Below are 17,613 nucleotides of genomic sequence, written 5' to 3'. Positions count from 1 at the left end.
TTACTTCTCCTCGTCCTTCTTGCACATTGGGAAGCCAAGTGCTTCACGTGATGCGTAGTATGCTTCAGCAACTGATTTAGTTAGGTTGCGAATACGAAGGATGTAACGTTGACGCTCTGTTACAGAGATAGCTTTGCGCGCATCAAGGATGTTGAATGCGTGGCCTGCTTTTAGAATGCGCTCGTAAGCTGGAAGCGGAAGTGGCTTCTCAAGCTCAAGTAGCTCTTTACACTCTTTTTCACACTGGTCGAAGAAACCGAATAGGAAATCTACGTCTGCGTGTTCGAAGTTGTACGTTGATTGCTCAACTTCGTTTTGGTGGAAGATGTCACCGTAAGTTACGTTAGAGCCGTCTGGTGCAACGTTCCATACTAGGTCGTAAACTGAGTCTACTTCCTGGATGTACATTGCTAGACGCTCAATACCGTAAGTGATCTCGCCTGTTACAGGCTTACACTCAAGGCCGCCAACCTGTTGGAAGTAAGTAAACTGAGTTACTTCCATGCCGTTTAGCCATACTTCCCAACCAAGACCCCATGCACCTAGTGTTGGGTTTTCCCAGTTATCTTCAACGAAGCGAATGTCGTGAACAAGTGGGTCAACACCAAGAACCTCTAGTGAGCCTAGGTACAACTCTTGGATATTGTCTGGCGATGGTTTTAGCGCTACTTGGAATTGGTAGTAGTGCTGAAGACGGTTAGGGTTTTCACCGTAACGGCCATCAGTAGGACGACGTGAAGGTTGTACGTAAGCTGTAGACATTGGCTCTGGGCCAAGTGCTCTTAGACATGTCATTGGGTGAGAGGTGCCTGCACCTACTTCCATATCTAGAGGTTGAACAATGGTACAACCGTTTTGAGCCCAGTAATCCTGCAGCGCGAGGATCATTCCCTGGAAGGTTTTGATATCGTATTTTTGCATAGTCAGGTTCGCGCGATTCTTTTAAATGAATGAGAAAAATAACCTCTGAGTATACCGAGATATTCGTAAAGCGAGTAGGGGTAATCTTGTTTAATTAGTGGTCTAAAATGTCGTTTAATGGATTTTTTTGCCTTTATTGTTTGTTTTTCGGTGCAAGTAGATATTTTGATAAGTTTGACACTTGTTTTTGACTACGTGGGTGATTAGAATCTCGCGGTCTTTGGGGAGTAGCTTACTTGTTCATATCCTAGTGAATGAGTTCGTTCGTCAACATAATTGATGCAAAATCATCATGGCGTTCGAGGCAACCACCACCTTGGTGGCGCTTAGCAAGACCTTAGACAAGCATCGTGAACCGGGATGGGGCGCGAGGTTTGTCTTTGGTTAAATATAATAATCTCCATCCCAAATGAGCATGTCGTGAGCGTTTTAGCAATTTCAATTACAACTGTTGTCTTAGCCGAGATCGGTGATAAGACCCAGTTGCTATCCCTTTTATTAGCCAGTCGATATCGAAAACCGGTACCTATTATTGCGGCTATCTTCTTTGCCACTATAGCCAATCATGCTCTTGCAGCGTGGCTCGGTGTGGTTGTCGCTGATTATTTATCGCCAGAAGTTTTAAAGTGGGTGCTGGTGGTCAGTTTCATTGCAATGGCGGGCTGGATTCTGATTCCCGATAAGCTCGATGATGACGAACAGATCTCAAACCGTGGTCCTTTTGTCGCTAGCTTCATTGCGTTTTTTATCGCTGAAATTGGTGATAAGACCCAGATTGCGACTTCTATTCTAGGGGCGCAATACGCCGACGCCTTGGCGTGGGTGATTCTGGGTACAACCATAGGCATGTTGCTAGCGAATGTACCTGTAGTGATCATTGGTAAGCTGTCGGCAGACAAGATGCCACTCGATCTGATTCGTAAGATTACAGCCCTGTTATTTGTCGGTTTGGCTATCGCTGCTGCGTTTTACTCATGAGTGTTTTGAGTCTTATTATACTCAACCAGTGGAGTAATGTGTTGTAGGTCATACTCTTACAGTATTGTGGGGTTTATCGAGCGAATGGACATATAACTGTCATACTTGTCATGATATTTTAATCTTGTGAGTTAAGAACACGAGGGCATGATTATGTTGACGCGTTATATGGGTATTACTCCACAAAGCCAAAGCTATCTATTTACCTTTGGTCTTGCACTTACACTATTAGGCATGGTGCTGACGGACATGTGGCTACCAATGGTCGCCGGCGCTATGATCATGACTGGACTTGCAGTCGAGGCTTGGATTCGAGTCGCGCATATTATTCCGATGCGTAAAGACATTCGAGCGCTACAACAACAGCTTGATTATCTGCAAACCAAGTCTAGAGATGAATAAACAAAAAGCCGCTGGTACTCTGAGTTCTGCTTAAGAACATAAGGTACTAGCGGCTTTTTTGATGTTTGATTCTCGGTGGGGCGTTACGCCTCCAATCCCTTTTTGATCAAATACTGGTATGGCAGCGTTTCTGTCTCTTGGCCTACCAACTGGTGATCCATGAATCGACAAAAGCTCGGGATGTCTCGAGTGGTCGAAGGATCGTCAGCTTTTACCAGTAACACATCGCCATCCTGCATGTTTCTAATTGTCTTCCTGACCATCATTACTGGCTCTGGGCAACGCAGGCCTTCAGCTTCTAAAGTATGGGTTGCCAGTTCAGGTTTGAATGTCATGGTTTGTATCTCTATATCTATCTAACGTGTGAATAATACGTCTGCAGAAAAAATATGCAATAAGTGCTTGGCAAACAGAATCATTTCCTATAACTTAGTTAACAAGTTGATAACAACTTGAAACGAAGGCAACTAGCTAAGGAGTGGCGATGTTGACAGGATTAGATAGATTAACAATTTATTCGGTTCTCTGTTTTATTTCTTTTTGTGCGTTAGTTTTACGCTCATCGACAGAGACCTCACTGATGCCTATTTTTGGCATAGTAGCAACGATTATTGGTATTTGGGTTGAGATGCGCCGTTGGCAAGGTGTAGCCGAAGAGCAAGAGCACTAACCTAAGTACAGCAAACAAATTCCGATACGACATTCCGACACTATCCCCAAATTTTCTTGGGCTTCCCCGCGTAATTGCGGGATTTTTTTTATCTAAAGCATGCTATAAACAAGTTAGTGAACAATGATCATTGTATTCAGCTAGGTAAGTGGCGTGGAATTAGAAGACATCTATCGTAGAGACCTTAATTTATTGGTCGCCTTAAAGGTATTGATTGAAGAGGGCAGCGTTAGCCAAGCCGCGCTTCGTCTTAACTTGAGTCAGTCGGCAACCAGCCGAGTGCTAGGGCGCTTAAGAGATTTACTCAATGACCCTCTGTTTACTCGCCAGGGCCAACATCTTATTCCGACCAAAAAAGCGCTCGAGATCAGCCAGCGAATTGATCAGCCTTTGGAATCATTCCGTCAGTTACTTAGCCCTAGTGATTTTGACCCTTACTATTGCAGTGAACGCTTTCTAATTGCGACCACTGATTATGCGATGCAAACCATCTTGCCGTATGCGCTGCCGAAGATTTATGAGCAAGCACCGAATATCTCTTTAGAATTCGCCCCGCTGCAGCATGAACATTTGTTTAAGCAGCTTAGTACCGAGCGCGTCGATATGGCGATCTGCCGACCAAGTGGCAGTGTAGCGCCACTTCATCAAGAGGTCCTTGGCCCTGTGGGTGTGTCGTGCTTACTCTCTAAAAATCACCCTTTGGCAGACAGTTCATTGAGCCTTGAGGATTATGTCTGTTTGCCTCATGCGATGATTGCGATCAGTGATGGTGTAAAGGCTTTACTGGACAATGCGTTAGCTAATCAACAACCGAGAAAAATGGTACTGCGTGCTTATCACCTTGAAGCGGCATTGGCGATTGTTGATAGAATGCCGTTAGTGATTACGGTACCGGCTGATTTGGCATACTTAGTTGCAGAGCGTTATGACTTAGTCGTTAAGCCGCTGCCATTCGAGTTTATGCCGTTTGATTACTCGTTGATTTGGCATTCACGCTGCGACTCTTCAGCATCACAACAATGGTTGAGAAGAGTGGTCAAAGAAGAGTGTGGTGAGTTAATTCAAAAGCGGATTGCCGATGTCGGCTTAGGTTAGGCTTAATAGTCGGTAACAGATAGCAAAAAGGGCTGATCATGATCAGCCCTTTTGTTTTTTGCATGTCGCACTTTAGAGTGCGAGCGATTATAGCTTGATAACTACACGGCCTGTGATTTGACCGTTAGTGATGTCTTCTGCCGCTTGAATCGCGTCATCTAGAGATACTTCTTTTGTCGCGCTGTCGTAGAAAGACTCAGGTAGCAATTCAGCTAGTTGTTCCCACGCTTTAATGCGTTTTTCACGAGGGCACATAACAGAATCAACACCTTGCAGGCGAACGTTACGTAGAATGAATGGCATTACCGTTGTTGGTAAGTCAAAGCCACCTGCTAGACCACAGATTGCAACCGCACCGTTGTAATCAATTTGTGCCAATACTTTCGCAAGTACTTTGCTGCCTACAGTGTCGATAGCACCAGCCCACATTTGTTTCTCAAGTGGTTTCGCTGGCTCTTCTAATTCAGCACGCTCAACAATGCGAGTTGCACCTAATGATTTTAGTAGCTCACCATTTTCTGAAGCTCGACCTGTTACTGCTGCTACTTTGTAGCCTAGCTGGTTTAGTAGAGTGATAGACACGCTACCTACACCGCCACTTGCACCAGTCACTAGGATTTCACCGTCTTCAGGTTTGATGCCTGCATCGACAATAGCTTGAACACAAAGCATTGCTGTGAAGCCTGCTGTACCAATCGCCATTACTTTCTTAGCGTCTAGACCTTTAGGCATTGGTACTAACCAGTCACCGTTTAGGCTTGCTTTCTCAGCCATGCCACCCCAGTGACCTTCACCAACACCCCAACCAGTTAGAACCACTTCGTCGCCTGCTTTGTAGCGAGGGTCGTCAGATTGTGAAACCACACCTGACAGGTCGATACCAGGAACCATAGGGAAGTTGCGAACAATGCGCCCTTTACCTGTAATCGCCAAACCATCTTTGTAGTTCAAAGAAGAGTAGCTTACATCGATCTTCACGTTACCTTCAGGTAGTTGAGATTCTTCAATTTGAGAAACTGATGCGATAGTTTTTTTGTCTTCTTGGTTTAGTACAAGTGCTTTAAACATGATCTGCTCCATGGGAGAAATATTAGGAAACTGAAGTAACTTTAGTTGAATCGTTGGAGAAAAAATAATGAAACATCAACATTGAATCTATGCGTTTTATGCATAGATGTTGTTGGCTACTTTCCTCCTGATTCGGTTTGCTGAACGAACCTAGCGTTTTCTGATAGCTGGAAATAAAAAGTGCAGCTATATAAAGATAGCTGCACATAAGATTATCCGACAAATATTACCGTCGATGAGTGCTATGGGCGTTCAAATACCGTTGCAATACCTTGGCCTAAACCAATACACATGGTTGCTAATCCGTATTTCACGTCTTGCGCTTCCATAAGGTTGATTAGGGTTGTAGAGATACGAGAGCCTGAACAGCCGAGTGGGTGGCCTAGTGCAATTGCACCGCCATTAAGGTTCACTTTTTCGTCAACCACATCCAGTAGACCTAGGTCTTTAGCACAAGGTAGAGATTGTGCCGCGAACGCTTCGTTCAGTTCAATCACACCCATGTCTTCAATCGTTAAACCTGCACGCTTTAACGCTTTTTGAGTTGCAGGTACTGGGCCGTAACCCATGATTGAAGGATCGCAGCCTGCGATAGCCATAGACTTAACGCGAGCACGAATCTTAAGACCTAGTGCGTTAGCTTTTTCTTCACTCATGATAAGCATTGCCGATGCACCATCAGATAGGGCTGATGAAGTACCTGCTGTTACTGTACCGTTTGCTGGGTCGAACACTGGGCGCAGTTGAGATAGGCCTTCAACCGTCGTTTCTGGACGAATAACTTCATCGTGATCCAGTGTGAACAGTGAACCGTCAGCAGCGTGACCTTCCGTTGGTAGAATTTCGTTTTTGAAACGACCTTCAACCGTTGCCGCATGTGCACGAGCGTGTGAACGTGCAGCGAATGCATCTTGGTCTTCACGGCTAATACCGTGCAGTTTGCCAAGCATTTCAGCGGTTAGGCCCATCATGCCTGCAGCTTTTGCTACGTTCTTTGACATACCTGGGTGGAAATCAACACCGTGTGTCATTGGTACATGACCCATGTGTTCCACACCACCGATTAGGCAAATTTCCGCATCACCAACCATGATTGAGCGAGTCGCATCATGCAGAGCTTGCATAGATGAACCGCACAAACGGTTAACCGTGACAGCACCAATCTCAATCGGTAAACCAGCCAGTAGAGCAGCGTTACGTGCAACGTTGAAGCCTTGTTCTAGTGTTTGCTGTACACAGCCCCAGTAGATATCTTCAATCTCTGAAGGGTTCACTTCTGGGTTACGTTCTAAAATGCCTTTCATTAAATGTGCAGACAGATCTTCAGCACGAGTGTGACGGTAAGCTCCACCTTTGGAACGTCCCATTGGGGTGCGAAGGCAATCAACAACAACTACATTATTCATTTTGCTATTCCTTTTCCAAATGTGGGTTACAGAGAACTTGCTTGTTGAGCGTCGTAAAAGCTTTCGCCTTTCTCTGCCATATCAAGCAATAGTTGAGGAACTTGGTACATTGCACCTAAGTCTTGGTAGCCCTTCGCCATTTCTACGAAGTTACCAATACCCACACTGTCTAAGTAGCGGAATACGCCGCCTCGGAATGGAGGGAAGCCTAAACCGTAAACCAGTGCCATATCCGCTTCTTGCGGTGTCGCGATGATGCCTTCTTCTAAACAAAGAACGACTTCGTTGATCATTGGAATCATCACACGTTGGATAATTGTTTGGTCATCAAAATCTTGTGGTGCTTGGCATACGTCCGCCAGGATAGGAAGAATGTCTTCTGAGAAGGTCTTCTTCGGACGACCACGCTTGTCTACGCTGTATGTATAGAAACCGCTACCGTTTTTCTGACCGTATTTTTCAGCAACGTAAAGTGCATCAATCGCATCACGACCTTCTTTGCCCATACGCTCTGGGAAACCTTGCGCCATCACAGCTTGTGCGTGGTGTGCAGTGTCCAGGCCTACAACGTCTAGTAGGTAAGCAGGACCCATTGGCCAACCGAACTTACGCTCCATGACTTTATCTATCTTAGTGAAATCAGCGCCGTCGCGTAGCAACATGCTGAAACCGCCAAAGTAAGGGAAAAGTACACGGTTAACGAAGAAGCCTGGGCAATCATTTACAACGATAGGGGATTTGCCCATCTTTGCTGCGTAAGCTACAACGCGATTAATTGTCTCTTCTGAAGTGTGCTCGCCACGGATGATCTCAACCAAAGGCATGCGGTGCACTGGGTTAAAGAAGTGCATACCACAGAAGTTTTCTGGGCGTTTTAGAGATTTCGCTAGCAGATTGATAGGAATCGTAGAAGTGTTTGACGTCAGTACTGTGTCTTCACCGACTAGACCTTCCACTTCGCTCAGTACCGCAGCTTTTACTTTCGGATTTTCTACTACCGCTTCTACGACAACGTCTGATTGCTCAACACCTGCGTAATGCAGGCTTGGAGTAATCGAAGACAGGATGCCTGCCATCTTAAAGCCATCTAGGCGACCGCGAGATAGACGCTTATTCAATAGTTTAGATGCTTCATTCATACCAAGGTCAAGCGATGCTTGTGCGATATCTTTCATCATCACTGGCACGCCTTTCAGTGCAGATTGGTAAGCAATGCCGCCACCCATGATGCCAGCACCTAGTACAGCAGCACGTTGAGTGTCTTTGGTTGCTGACTTACCTGCTTTTTTAGCAAGACCTTTGATGTATTGGTCATTGAGGAACAGACCAACCAGTGCTTTCGCTTCTTCAGATTTCGCTAGCTTGATGAAGTGTTTACGTTCGATATCGAGCGCTGCATCACGATCGCTGCGTGCCGCTTCTTCAATAGCAATGACTGAAGTAATTGGAGCCGGGTAGTGAGGGCCAGCTTTTTGAGCAACGAGGCCTTTCGCCATGGTAAAGCTCATCATCGCTTCGAGTTTGCTTAGCGATAATGCTGATGTTTTCTGTTTACGGCGTAATTGCCAGTCTAGTTTTTCATTTGCAGCCAGAGAAACGGTATTGATTGCCGACTCTAGCAGTTGGTCTGTTTCTACAATCGCGTCTAACAAGCCAATTTTTAGTGCTTCATCAGCTCGGCATGCTTTGCCTTGAGTGATGACTTCCATTGCACTATCAGCACCGATAACGCGAGGCAGGCGCACACAACCACCAAAGCCAGGCATGATGCCAAGTTTGGTTTCAGGTAAGCCAATGCTAGTGGTCTTGTCACCGATACGGAAGTCAGTTGCCAATACACATTCACAACCGCCGCCTAGGGCATGGCCGCGCATCATTGAAAGAGTTGGAACAGGAAGGTCTTCTAGCTTGCTGAAGATGGAGTTTGCAAATCTTAACCATTCATCAAGTTCTGCTTCTGGCTTAGCAAATAGGCCAAGAAATTCAGTGATGTCTGCGCCTACAATGAATGCGTCTTTGTTTGAAGTTAAGATTAAACCACGTAGCCCTGCGTGAGCTTTAAGAGCGTCTAACGCTTTGTCTAGTGATTCTAAAGTAGCAAGGTCGAGTTTGTTTACAGAGGCTGGAGCACAGAAGCTTAATTCTGCAATGCCATCTTGTAATTCCTTTACCTGTAGGGTGTTAGCTTGGTAAATCATTGTCTATCTCCATGACATACAATCCACGATTGTTTGAGAGAATCTTGTTGTCTTTCTATTATTGTAGAATACCTGGTAAGACCAGTTATTCTAGTCTGTACCTCTGCAAGATGAATTTCAATACATTTTTTAAACAATTGTTTAACATTGTGCGATAGCACAGATCCTCTAACCCTTATTATTCACGCGTGATACACTTCGCAGCTCTTATTAATTAAGTTAACGATATGAATGAACAGCCTTATTTAATACCGTCAGCTCCGGCTCTGTTTGAAGAAGAGATCAAGAAGAGCATCTTTATTACTCACCTTGCGCATACTCCAAGTGTAGAAGCCGCAAAGCAGTTCGTAGAGCAGGTAAAAAAAGAGCACGCTTCAGCGAGACATAATTGTTGGGGCTTTGTTGCCGGTCGACCTGAAGATTCAATGCTTTGGGGCTTCAGTGATGATGGAGAGCCATCGGGCACGGCGGGTAAACCTATCTTGGCGCAATTGTCTGGATCGGGTGTGGGTGAATTAACGGCTGTCGTCACGCGTTACTCTGGCGGAATTAAGCTTGGAACCGGTGGTTTGGTTAAAGCTTATGGTGGCGGAGTGCAACAAGCTCTCAAGCTGCTTCAAACTATCGAGAAAAAAATAACCACAAAATTACGGCTAGAGTTAGACTATGGCTTTGTGCCAATCGCACAATCCATCATGGCTCAGCATCAGGCTGTTGAGGTCCAAGCGGATTATGGTGTGCAAGTTGAGCTTATTATTGAGATAGAGCTCCTTCAGGTAGATGCGTTTACCCAAACCATGATCAATAAAAGTGGTGCCAAGGCACTGGTAACGAAAGTAAAAGACAACTAGGAAGTGTGAAGCATTTCGCTTCGTTCAATAGCTCATGCAATTTCGCTCAATTATTCGAATCGTCGGATTATTATTAGCACTTTTTAGTGTATCAATGCTCGCACCTGCGTTAGTCGCCCTGATTTATCGAGATGGTGCGGGTGTGCCATTCGTGACGACTTTCTTTGTTCTGTTATTTTGTGGCGCGATGTGTTGGTTTCCAAACCGACGTTATAAGCATGAATTAAAAGCGCGCGATGGCTTTTTGATCGTAGTTCTTTTTTGGACGGTAATCGGTAGTGCGGGTGCTTTGCCGTTTTTGATCGCTGATAACCCGAATGTTTCAGTTACTGATGCCTTCTTCGAATCCTTTTCTGCACTGACCACTACCGGTGCGACGGTGATCGTCGGCCTTGATGACTTACCTAAGGCGATCTTGTTTTATCGCCAGTTCCTGCAATGGTTCGGTGGTATGGGTATCATCGTTTTGGCGGTAGCCATTCTTCCTGTTCTGGGTATCGGTGGCATGCAGCTGTACCGAGCTGAAATTCCAGGCCCAGTAAAAGACAGCAAAATGACCCCGCGTATCGCTGAAACAGCAAAAGCGCTGTGGTACATCTATCTCAGCCTAACCATTGCTTGTGCGGTTGCGTTTTGGCTTGCTGGCATGAGCTTCTTTGATGCAATCAGTCATAGCTTCTCGACTATAGCTATTGGTGGCTTCTCGACTCACGATGCAAGTATGGGCTATTTCAACAGCCCTGCAATAAACATGATTACTGTAGTGTTCCTGCTTATATCAGCATGTAATTACTCTCTTCACTTTGCCGCATTTGCTTCAGGTGGTGTGCATCCTAAGTATTACTGGAAAGATCCTGAGTTCCGTGCCTTTATCTTTATTCAGGCAGTACTGTTCTTGGTTTGTTTCTTATTACTGCTTAATCACCACTCTTATGACTCGTACTACGATGCTTTCGACCAAGCCTTGTTCCAAACCGTGTCTATATCTACGACCGCAGGTTTCACAACGACTGGTTTCTCTGAGTGGCCTCTGTTCTTACCCGTACTGCTTTTATTCTCTTCTTTTATAGGGGGATGTGCCGGTTCTACGGGCGGTGGTATGAAAGTGATTCGAATCTTGTTACTTACTCTGCAAGGTGCTCGTGAAATGAAGCGTCTTGTTCACCCACGCGCTGTCTATACCATCAAGGTTGGCGGCTCTGCACTATCACAACGTGTAGTAGATGCTGTTTGGGGTTTCTTCTCTGCATACGCATTAGTGTTTGTGGTTTGTATGCTAGCTCTTATTGCAACCGGTATGGACGAGTTAAGTGCTTTCTCAGCCGTAGCGGCAACGTTAAATAACCTTGGCCCAGGCCTTGGTGAAGTCGCGGTGCACTTTGGCGATGTGAACGACAAAGCAAAATGGGTACTTATCGTATCTATGCTGTTTGGCCGGTTAGAAATTTTCACTTTATTAATCTTATTGACCCCTACGTTTTGGCGTAGCTAAGGACAACATTGTGGCAAAAGCTCTATTTTTATATTCAAGCCGTGAAGGGCAGACCAAGAAAATCTTGAACTATATAAAAGAAGAAATGAGTGAGTTCGAATGTGAGCTTCAAGATCTGCATACTATTGGCAAGGTGGACTTTGCTCAATACGATAGAGTGTTGATTGGCGCATCGATTCGTTATGGCCACCTTAATAAGAAGCTATATCAATTTATTGATGCCAACCTTACTCAGTTGCAATCAAGCAAGGTTGCATTCTTCTGCGTGAACTTAACGGCGCGTAAAGAAGACCAAGGCAAAGATACACCAGAAGGCAGTGCTTACATTAAGAAGTTCCTTATCAAGTCTCCATGGCAGCCGACTTTAATCGGTGTATTTGCTGGTGCCCTCTATTACCCGCGTTATAACTGGTTCGATAGAACCATGATCCGCTTTATTATGAATATGACTGGTGGTGAAACGGATACAACGAAGGAAGTTGAGTACACAAACTGGGAAAAAGTCTCTTTGTTCACTGAAAAACTGAAGAATATGTAAGAGAAAAGCCTACTTTTGAGCCGTTTTGAGTTCTTTTTAATCGAACAAATAAAAAAACGGAAAAAACTTAAAAAAGGGCTTGCCAGTGTGATCGAAATCTCTATAATGCCACCTCGCTGACACGGGATGGCTTCTTAGGAAACCAAAACGAATCAGCAAGCCAAATTAGCCAAGCCAAGCGCTTGAAAAAAGTTTTGAAAATAGTGGTTGACACTAAAACTTAAATCGCTAAAATGGCCGTCCGATTTGAGCGAAGCTCAAAAAGGAAAAGCTCTTTAACAATTTAAACCTATCAATCTGTGTGGGCACTCGTTGATGAATATCAAAAATGAAACTTCGGTTTCAACTTGATTTCAATGAACTGAGTGACCAATTCGAATCGTAAGATTCGGCACAGTCAATTCAACATTACTATGTAATGTAATCAGTATTCATTGAGTCGACAAAATCTTAAATTGAAGAGTTTGATCATGGCTCAGATTGAACGCTGGCGGCAGGCCTAACACATGCAAGTCGAGCGGAAACGAGTTATCTGAACCTTCGGGGAACGATAACGGCGTCGAGCGGCGGACGGGTGAGTAATGCCTAGGAAATTGCCTTGATGTGGGGGATAACCATTGGAAACGATGGCTAATACCGCATAACGCCTACGGGCCAAAGAGGGGGACCTTCGGGCCTCTCGCGTCAAGATATGCCTAGGTGGGATTAGCTAGTTGGTGAGGTAATGGCTCACCAAGGCGACGATCCCTAGCTGGTCTGAGAGGATGATCAGCCACACTGGAACTGAGACACGGTCCAGACTCCTACGGGAGGCAGCAGTGGGGAATATTGCACAATGGGCGAAAGCCTGATGCAGCCATGCCGCGTGTATGAAGAAGGCCTTCGGGTTGTAAAGTACTTTCAGTTGTGAGGAAGGGGGTGTCGTTAATAGCGGCATCTCTTGACGTTAGCAACAGAAGAAGCACCGGCTAACTCCGTGCCAGCAGCCGCGGTAATACGGAGGGTGCGAGCGTTAATCGGAATTACTGGGCGTAAAGCGCATGCAGGTGGTTCATTAAGTCAGATGTGAAAGCCCGGGGCTCAACCTCGGAACTGCATTTGAAACTGGTGAACTAGAGTACTGTAGAGGGGGGTAGAATTTCAGGTGTAGCGGTGAAATGCGTAGAGATCTGAAGGAATACCAGTGGCGAAGGCGGCCCCCTGGACAGATACTGACACTCAGATGCGAAAGCGTGGGGAGCAAACAGGATTAGATACCCTGGTAGTCCACGCCGTAAACGATGTCTACTTGGAGGTTGTGGCCTTGAGCCGTGGCTTTCGGAGCTAACGCGTTAAGTAGACCGCCTGGGGAGTACGGTCGCAAGATTAAAACTCAAATGAATTGACGGGGGCCCGCACAAGCGGTGGAGCATGTGGTTTAATTCGATGCAACGCGAAGAACCTTACCTACTCTTGACATCCAGAGAAGCCAGCGGAGACGCAGGTGTGCCTTCGGGAGCTCTGAGACAGGTGCTGCATGGCTGTCGTCAGCTCGTGTTGTGAAATGTTGGGTTAAGTCCCGCAACGAGCGCAACCCTTATCCTTGTTTGCCAGCGAGTAATGTCGGGAACTCCAGGGAGACTGCCGGTGATAAACCGGAGGAAGGTGGGGACGACGTCAAGTCATCATGGCCCTTACGAGTAGGGCTACACACGTGCTACAATGGCGCATACAGAGGGCTGCAAACTTGCGAGAGTGAGCGAATCCCAAAAAGTGCGTCGTAGTCCGGATTGGAGTCTGCAACTCGACTCCATGAAGTCGGAATCGCTAGTAATCGTAGATCAGAATGCTACGGTGAATACGTTCCCGGGCCTTGTACACACCGCCCGTCACACCATGGGAGTGGGCTGCAAAAGAAGTGGGTAGTTTAACCTTCGGGAGGACGCTCACCACTTTGTGGTTCATGACTGGGGTGAAGTCGTAACAAGGTAGCCCTAGGGGAACCTGGGGCTGGATCACCTCCTTATACGAAGATATTCACGATAAGTGTCCACACAGATTGATACGGTTTAGAAAGTAAAGAGACGAAGAACTCCCAAGTTCTTCAATCCAGTGTCCCGTTCGTCTAGAGGCCTAGGACACCGCCCTTTCACGGCGGTAACAGGGGTTCGACTCCCCTACGGGATACCATTGGGTCGTTAGCTCAGTTGGTAGAGCAGTTGACTTTTAATCAATTGGTCGCAGGTTCGAATCCTGCACGACCCACCATTCTTTCTCCACGAAGGAATTAAAACTTGTAGTGGGCGATTAGCTCAGTTGGGAGAGCACCTGCCTTACAAGCAGGGGGTCACTGGTTCGAGCCCGGTATCGCCCACCATTCTCTAAATATTCTTGGAAGTTAAAAATCCAAACCACTTCTTATGTCGTTGGTTGGTTTTTTCGACTGCGAGAGTCTTTAGAAAATGCATTCTTCGGAATACATGCTCTTTAACAATTTGGAAAGCTGACTGATTAACTCTACGAGTTAATCAAATTAAAAGTTCTCAATGTTTATCTTTTAGATAAACACAACACAAACACATTCAAGTGTCTTGTATTCAAAATTGAGTCCGGCAAACACGTAATAAGAACTAACCCTTCTTATTACAACCAAAAACCTTGGTTGTTTACCATACATAAAGACCTCTTCGGGTTGTATGGTTAAGTGACTAAGCGTACACGGTGGATGCCTTGGCAGTCAGAGGCGATGAAGGACGTATTAACTTGCGATAAGCCCAGATTAGACAGTAAAAGTCATTTGAGTCTGGGATTTCCGAATGGGGAAACCCACTTACATAAGTAAGTATCTTGTTGTGAATACATAGCAGCAAGAGGCAAACCGGGGGAACTGAAACATCTAAGTACCCCGAGGAAGAGAAATCAACCGAGATTCCGAAAGTAGCGGCGAGCGAAATTGGATTAGCCCTTAAGCTTTTAATGAGACAGACGAAGGCTCTGGAAAGTGCCGCAATAAAGGGTGATAGCCCCGTAGTCGACATCTCATCATCAGTGAAAACGAGTAGGGCGGGACACGTGATATCCTGTCTGAATATGGGGGGACCATCCTCCAAGGCTAAATACTACTGACTGACCGATAGTGAACCAGTACCGTGAGGGAAAGGCGAAAAGAACCCCTGTGAGGGGAGTGAAATAGAACCTGAAACCGTGTACGTACAAGCAGTAGGAGCACCTTCGTGGTGTGACTGCGTACCTTTTGTATAATGGGTCAGCGACTTAATTTTAGTAGCAAGGTTAACCGTTTAGGGGAGCCGTAGGGAAACCGAGTCTTAACTGGGCGTACAGTTGCTAGGATTAGACCCGAAACCAGGTGATCTAGCCATGGGCAGGTTGAAGGTTGAGTAACATCAACTGGAGGACCGAACCGACTAATGTTGAAAAATTAGCGGATGACTTGTGGCTAGGGGTGAAAGGCCAATCAAACCTGGAGATAGCTGGTTCTCCCCGAAAGCTATTTAGGTAGCGCCTCGGACGAATACTACTGGGGGTAGAGCACTGTTAAGGCTAGGGGGTCATCCCGACTTACCAACCCTTTGCAAACTCCGAATACCAGTAAGTACTATCCGGGAGACACACGGCGGGTGCTAACGTCCGTCGTGGAGAGGGAAACAACCCAGACCGCCAGCTAAGGTCCCAAAGTATAGCTAAGTGGGAAACGATGTGGGAAGGCTCAGACAGCCAGGATGTTGGCTTAGAAGCAGCCATCATTTAAAGAAAGCGTAATAGCTCACTGGTCGAGTCGGCCTGCGCGGAAGATGTAACGGGGCTAAGCTATACACCGAAGCTGCGGCTACGCACTTATGTGCGTGGGGTAGGGGAGCGTTCTGTAAGCCGTTGAAGGTGGTCTGTAAGGGCTGCTGGAGGTATCAGAAGTGCGAATGCTGACATGAGTAACGATAAAGGGAGTGAAAAACTCCCTCGCCGGAAGACCAAGGGTTCCTGTCCAACGTTAATCGGGGCAGGGTAAGTCGACCCCTAAGGCGAGGCCGAAAGGCGTAGTCGATGGGAAACGGGTTAATATTCCCGTACTTCTTACAATTGCGATGGGGGGACGGAGAAGGCTAGGTGGGCCTGGCGACGGTTGTCCAGGTTCAAGTACGTAGGCGGAAGAATTAGGTAAATCCGGTTCTTCTTAACGCTGAGATACGATGTCGAGCTACTACGGTAGTGAAGTCATTGATGCCATGCTTCCAGGAAAAGCCTCTAAGCTTCAGATTGTAAGGAATCGTACCCCAAACCGACACAGGTGGTCGGGTAGAGAATACCAAGGCGCTTGAGAGAACTCGGGTGAAGGAACTAGGCAAAATGGTACCGTAACTTCGGGAGAAGGTACGCTCTTATCAGTGAAGTCCCTTGCGGATGGAGCAGACGAGAGTCGCAGATACCAGGTGGCTGCAACTGTTTATTAAAAACACAGCACTGTGCAAAATCGTAAGATGACGTATACGGTGTGACGCCTGCCCGGTGCCGGAAGGTTAATTGATGGGGTTAGACTTCGGTCGAAGCTCTTGATCGAAGCCCCGGTAAACGGCGGCCGTAACTATAACGGTCCTAAGGTAGCGAAATTCCTTGTCGGGTAAGTTCCGACCTGCACGAATGGCGTAATGATGGCCACGCTGTCTCCACCCGAGACTCAGTGAAATTGAAATCGCTGTGAAGATGCAGTGTACCCGCGGCTAGACGGAAAGACCCCGTGAACCTTTACTACAGCTTGGCACTGAACATTGACCCTACATGTGTAGGATAGGTGGGAGACTTTGAAACCGCGTCGCCAGATGTGGTGGAGTCGTCCTTGAAATACCACCCTTGTAGTGTTGATGTTCTAACGTTGGCCCCTGAATCGGGGTTACGGACAGTGCCTGGTGGGTAGTTTGACTGGGGCGGTCTCCTCCCAAAGAGTAACGGAGGAGCACGAAGGTGGGCTAATCACGGTTGGACATCGTGAGGTTAGTGCAATGGCATAAGCCCGCTTGACTGCGAGAATGACAATTCGAGCAGGTGCGAAAGCAGGTCATAGTGATCCGGTGGTTCTGAATGGAAGGGCCATCGCTCAACGGATAAAAGGTACTCCGGGGATAACAGGCTGATACCGCCCAAGAGTTCATATCGACGGCGGTGTTTGGCACCTCGATGTCGGCTCATCACATCCTGGGGCTGAAGTCGGTCCCAAGGGTATGGCTGTTCGCCATTTAAAGTGGTACGCGAGCTGGGTTTAGAACGTCGTGAGACAGTTCGGTCCCTATCTGCCGTGGGCGTTGGAAAATTGAAGGGGGCTGCTCCTAGTACGAGAGGACCGGAGTGGACGAACCTCTGGTGTTCGGGTTGTCATGCCAATGGCATTGCCCGGTAGCTAAGTTCGGAATCGATAACCGCTGAAAGCATCTAAGCGGGAAGCGAGCCCTGAGATGAGTTTTCCCTGACGCTTTAAGCGTCCTAAAGGGTTGTTCAAGACTAGAACGTTGATAGGCAGGGTGTGTAAGCGCTGTGAGGCGTTGAGCTAACCTGTACTAATTGCCCGTGAGGCTTAACCATACAACACCCAAGGGGTTTTGATGGACTCAAAGATACAAACGCTTGAATGAGTTTAAGAGAACAAGAAACAGCTTTCCGAATTTTAAAATTTGCTTGGCGACCATAGCATTGTGGACCCACCTGATTCCATGCCGAACTCAGAAGTGAAACACAATAGCGCCGATGGTAGTGTGGGGCTTCCCCATGTGAGAGTAGGACATCGCCAGGCTTTAATTTCGTTACTTGTACAACAAGTAGCAACCTCAACAGTGTACTAATCTGTTGATGACAATTTGTTGGAGGGATGGCTGAGTGGTCGAAAGCACCGGTCTTGAAAACCGGCAACCGTTAATAGCGGTTCTAGGGTTCAAATCCCTATCCCTCCACCACCATTAGAAAGCCCGCTGAGAAATCAGCGGGCTTTTTTATTATCTGCGATATATAAAT

Annotated in this window: 12 protein-coding genes, 4 tRNA genes and 3 rRNA genes; 14 read left to right on the top strand and 5 right to left on the bottom strand. The window is 46.6% G+C overall.

Annotation, left to right across the window (positions count from 1 at the left end; genetic code table 11):
- The gene (gene glyQ, locus L0991_13260; GenBank protein XGB62330.1) at nucleotides 1-921 is read right to left on the bottom strand and encodes a glycine--tRNA ligase subunit alpha; all 921 of its coding nucleotides are present in this window, start codon (nucleotides 919-921) and stop codon (nucleotides 1-3) included.
- A gap of 420 nt (nucleotides 922-1,341) precedes the next feature.
- Between glyQ and L0991_13255 the strand changes: the two genes are divergently transcribed.
- Together L0991_13255 and L0991_13250 are read left to right on the top strand one after the other, a co-directional pair.
- Nucleotides 1,342-1,899, top strand: a complete 558-nt coding sequence (locus tag L0991_13255) for a TMEM165/GDT1 family protein (GenBank protein ID XGB62329.1) — start codon at nucleotides 1,342-1,344, stop codon at nucleotides 1,897-1,899.
- A gap of 147 nt (nucleotides 1,900-2,046) precedes the next feature.
- The gene (locus tag L0991_13250; protein ID XGB62328.1) at nucleotides 2,047-2,301 is read left to right on the top strand and encodes a hypothetical protein; all 255 of its coding nucleotides are present in this window, start codon (nucleotides 2,047-2,049) and stop codon (nucleotides 2,299-2,301) included.
- A gap of 83 nt (nucleotides 2,302-2,384) precedes the next feature.
- Here the strand turns inward: L0991_13250 and tusA are convergent, their stop codons facing one another.
- Nucleotides 2,385-2,636 carry a sulfurtransferase TusA gene (tusA, locus tag L0991_13245; protein ID XGB62327.1) on the bottom strand — a complete coding sequence of 84 codons (252 nt, stop codon included), beginning with the start codon at nucleotides 2,634-2,636 and terminating at the stop codon, nucleotides 2,385-2,387.
- 149 nt (nucleotides 2,637-2,785) lie between these two features.
- Between tusA and L0991_13240 the strand changes: the two genes are divergently transcribed.
- A complete protein-coding gene (locus tag L0991_13240; GenBank protein XGB62326.1) occupies nucleotides 2,786-2,971 on the top strand; it encodes a hypothetical protein in 186 nt (61 codons plus the stop codon).
- Nucleotides 2,972-3,124: 153 nt separating this feature from the next.
- Nucleotides 3,125-4,066, top strand: coding sequence for a LysR family transcriptional regulator (locus L0991_13235; GenBank protein XGB62325.1), 942 nt, complete (start codon nucleotides 3,125-3,127; stop codon nucleotides 4,064-4,066).
- Nucleotides 4,067-4,153: 87 nt separating this feature from the next.
- On the opposite strand, the gene L0991_13230 is transcribed toward L0991_13235, so the two are convergent.
- From L0991_13230 to fadB, 3 genes are all read right to left on the bottom strand, one after another.
- On the bottom strand, nucleotides 4,154-5,134 hold the full coding sequence (locus tag L0991_13230; protein ID XGB62324.1) for an oxidoreductase: 981 nt from the start codon (nucleotides 5,132-5,134) through the stop codon (nucleotides 4,154-4,156).
- 242 nt (nucleotides 5,135-5,376) lie between these two features.
- The gene (gene fadA / locus L0991_13225; protein ID XGB62323.1) at nucleotides 5,377-6,540 is read right to left on the bottom strand and encodes an acetyl-CoA C-acyltransferase FadA; all 1,164 of its coding nucleotides are present in this window, start codon (nucleotides 6,538-6,540) and stop codon (nucleotides 5,377-5,379) included.
- A gap of 26 nt (nucleotides 6,541-6,566) precedes the next feature.
- The gene (gene fadB, locus L0991_13220) at nucleotides 6,567-8,738 is read right to left on the bottom strand and encodes a fatty acid oxidation complex subunit alpha FadB (GenBank protein ID XGB62322.1); all 2,172 of its coding nucleotides are present in this window, start codon (nucleotides 8,736-8,738) and stop codon (nucleotides 6,567-6,569) included.
- A 227-nt stretch (nucleotides 8,739-8,965) separates the two neighbouring features.
- Between fadB and L0991_13215 the strand changes: the two genes are divergently transcribed.
- The 10 genes from L0991_13215 (at nucleotide 8,966) to L0991_13170 (ending at nucleotide 17,555) form a co-directional block, all read left to right on the top strand.
- On the top strand, nucleotides 8,966-9,589 hold the full coding sequence (locus tag L0991_13215) for a YigZ family protein (GenBank protein XGB62321.1): 624 nt from the start codon (nucleotides 8,966-8,968) through the stop codon (nucleotides 9,587-9,589).
- Between the two features lie 34 nt (nucleotides 9,590-9,623).
- Entirely contained in the window at nucleotides 9,624-11,081 is a 1,458-nt protein-coding gene (locus L0991_13210) for a TrkH family potassium uptake protein (protein XGB62320.1), read from the top strand.
- A gap of 10 nt (nucleotides 11,082-11,091) precedes the next feature.
- A complete protein-coding gene (gene hemG, locus L0991_13205; protein ID XGB62319.1) occupies nucleotides 11,092-11,619 on the top strand; it encodes a menaquinone-dependent protoporphyrinogen IX dehydrogenase in 528 nt (175 codons plus the stop codon).
- Between the two features lie 452 nt (nucleotides 11,620-12,071).
- Nucleotides 12,072-13,624 (top strand): 16S ribosomal RNA (locus tag L0991_13200).
- Nucleotides 13,625-13,712: 88 nt separating this feature from the next.
- Nucleotides 13,713-13,788 (top strand) — tRNA-Glu (locus L0991_13195).
- Between the two features lie 2 nt (nucleotides 13,789-13,790).
- Nucleotides 13,791-13,866 (top strand) — tRNA-Lys (locus tag L0991_13190).
- Between the two features lie 33 nt (nucleotides 13,867-13,899).
- Nucleotides 13,900-13,975: transfer RNA gene (locus L0991_13185), tRNA-Val, on the top strand.
- A gap of 321 nt (nucleotides 13,976-14,296) precedes the next feature.
- Nucleotides 14,297-17,187 (top strand): 23S ribosomal RNA (locus tag L0991_13180).
- 92 nt (nucleotides 17,188-17,279) lie between these two features.
- Nucleotides 17,280-17,395: ribosomal RNA gene (gene rrf / locus L0991_13175) — 5S ribosomal RNA — on the top strand.
- Together the 16S, 23S and 5S rRNA genes with 4 tRNA genes alongside form the textbook arrangement of a ribosomal RNA operon.
- A gap of 69 nt (nucleotides 17,396-17,464) precedes the next feature.
- Nucleotides 17,465-17,555: transfer RNA gene (locus tag L0991_13170), tRNA-Ser, on the top strand.
- Nucleotides 17,556-17,613: the final 58 nt, after the last annotated feature.

Origin of the sequence: Vibrio chagasii (assembly GCA_041879415.1) — a bacterium.
In the GTDB taxonomy this organism is placed as follows: Bacteria; Pseudomonadota; Gammaproteobacteria; order Enterobacterales; family Vibrionaceae; genus Vibrio.
The sequence above is the reverse complement of the archived record's forward strand: the minus strand, read 5'-3'. Positions and strand labels throughout refer to the sequence as shown.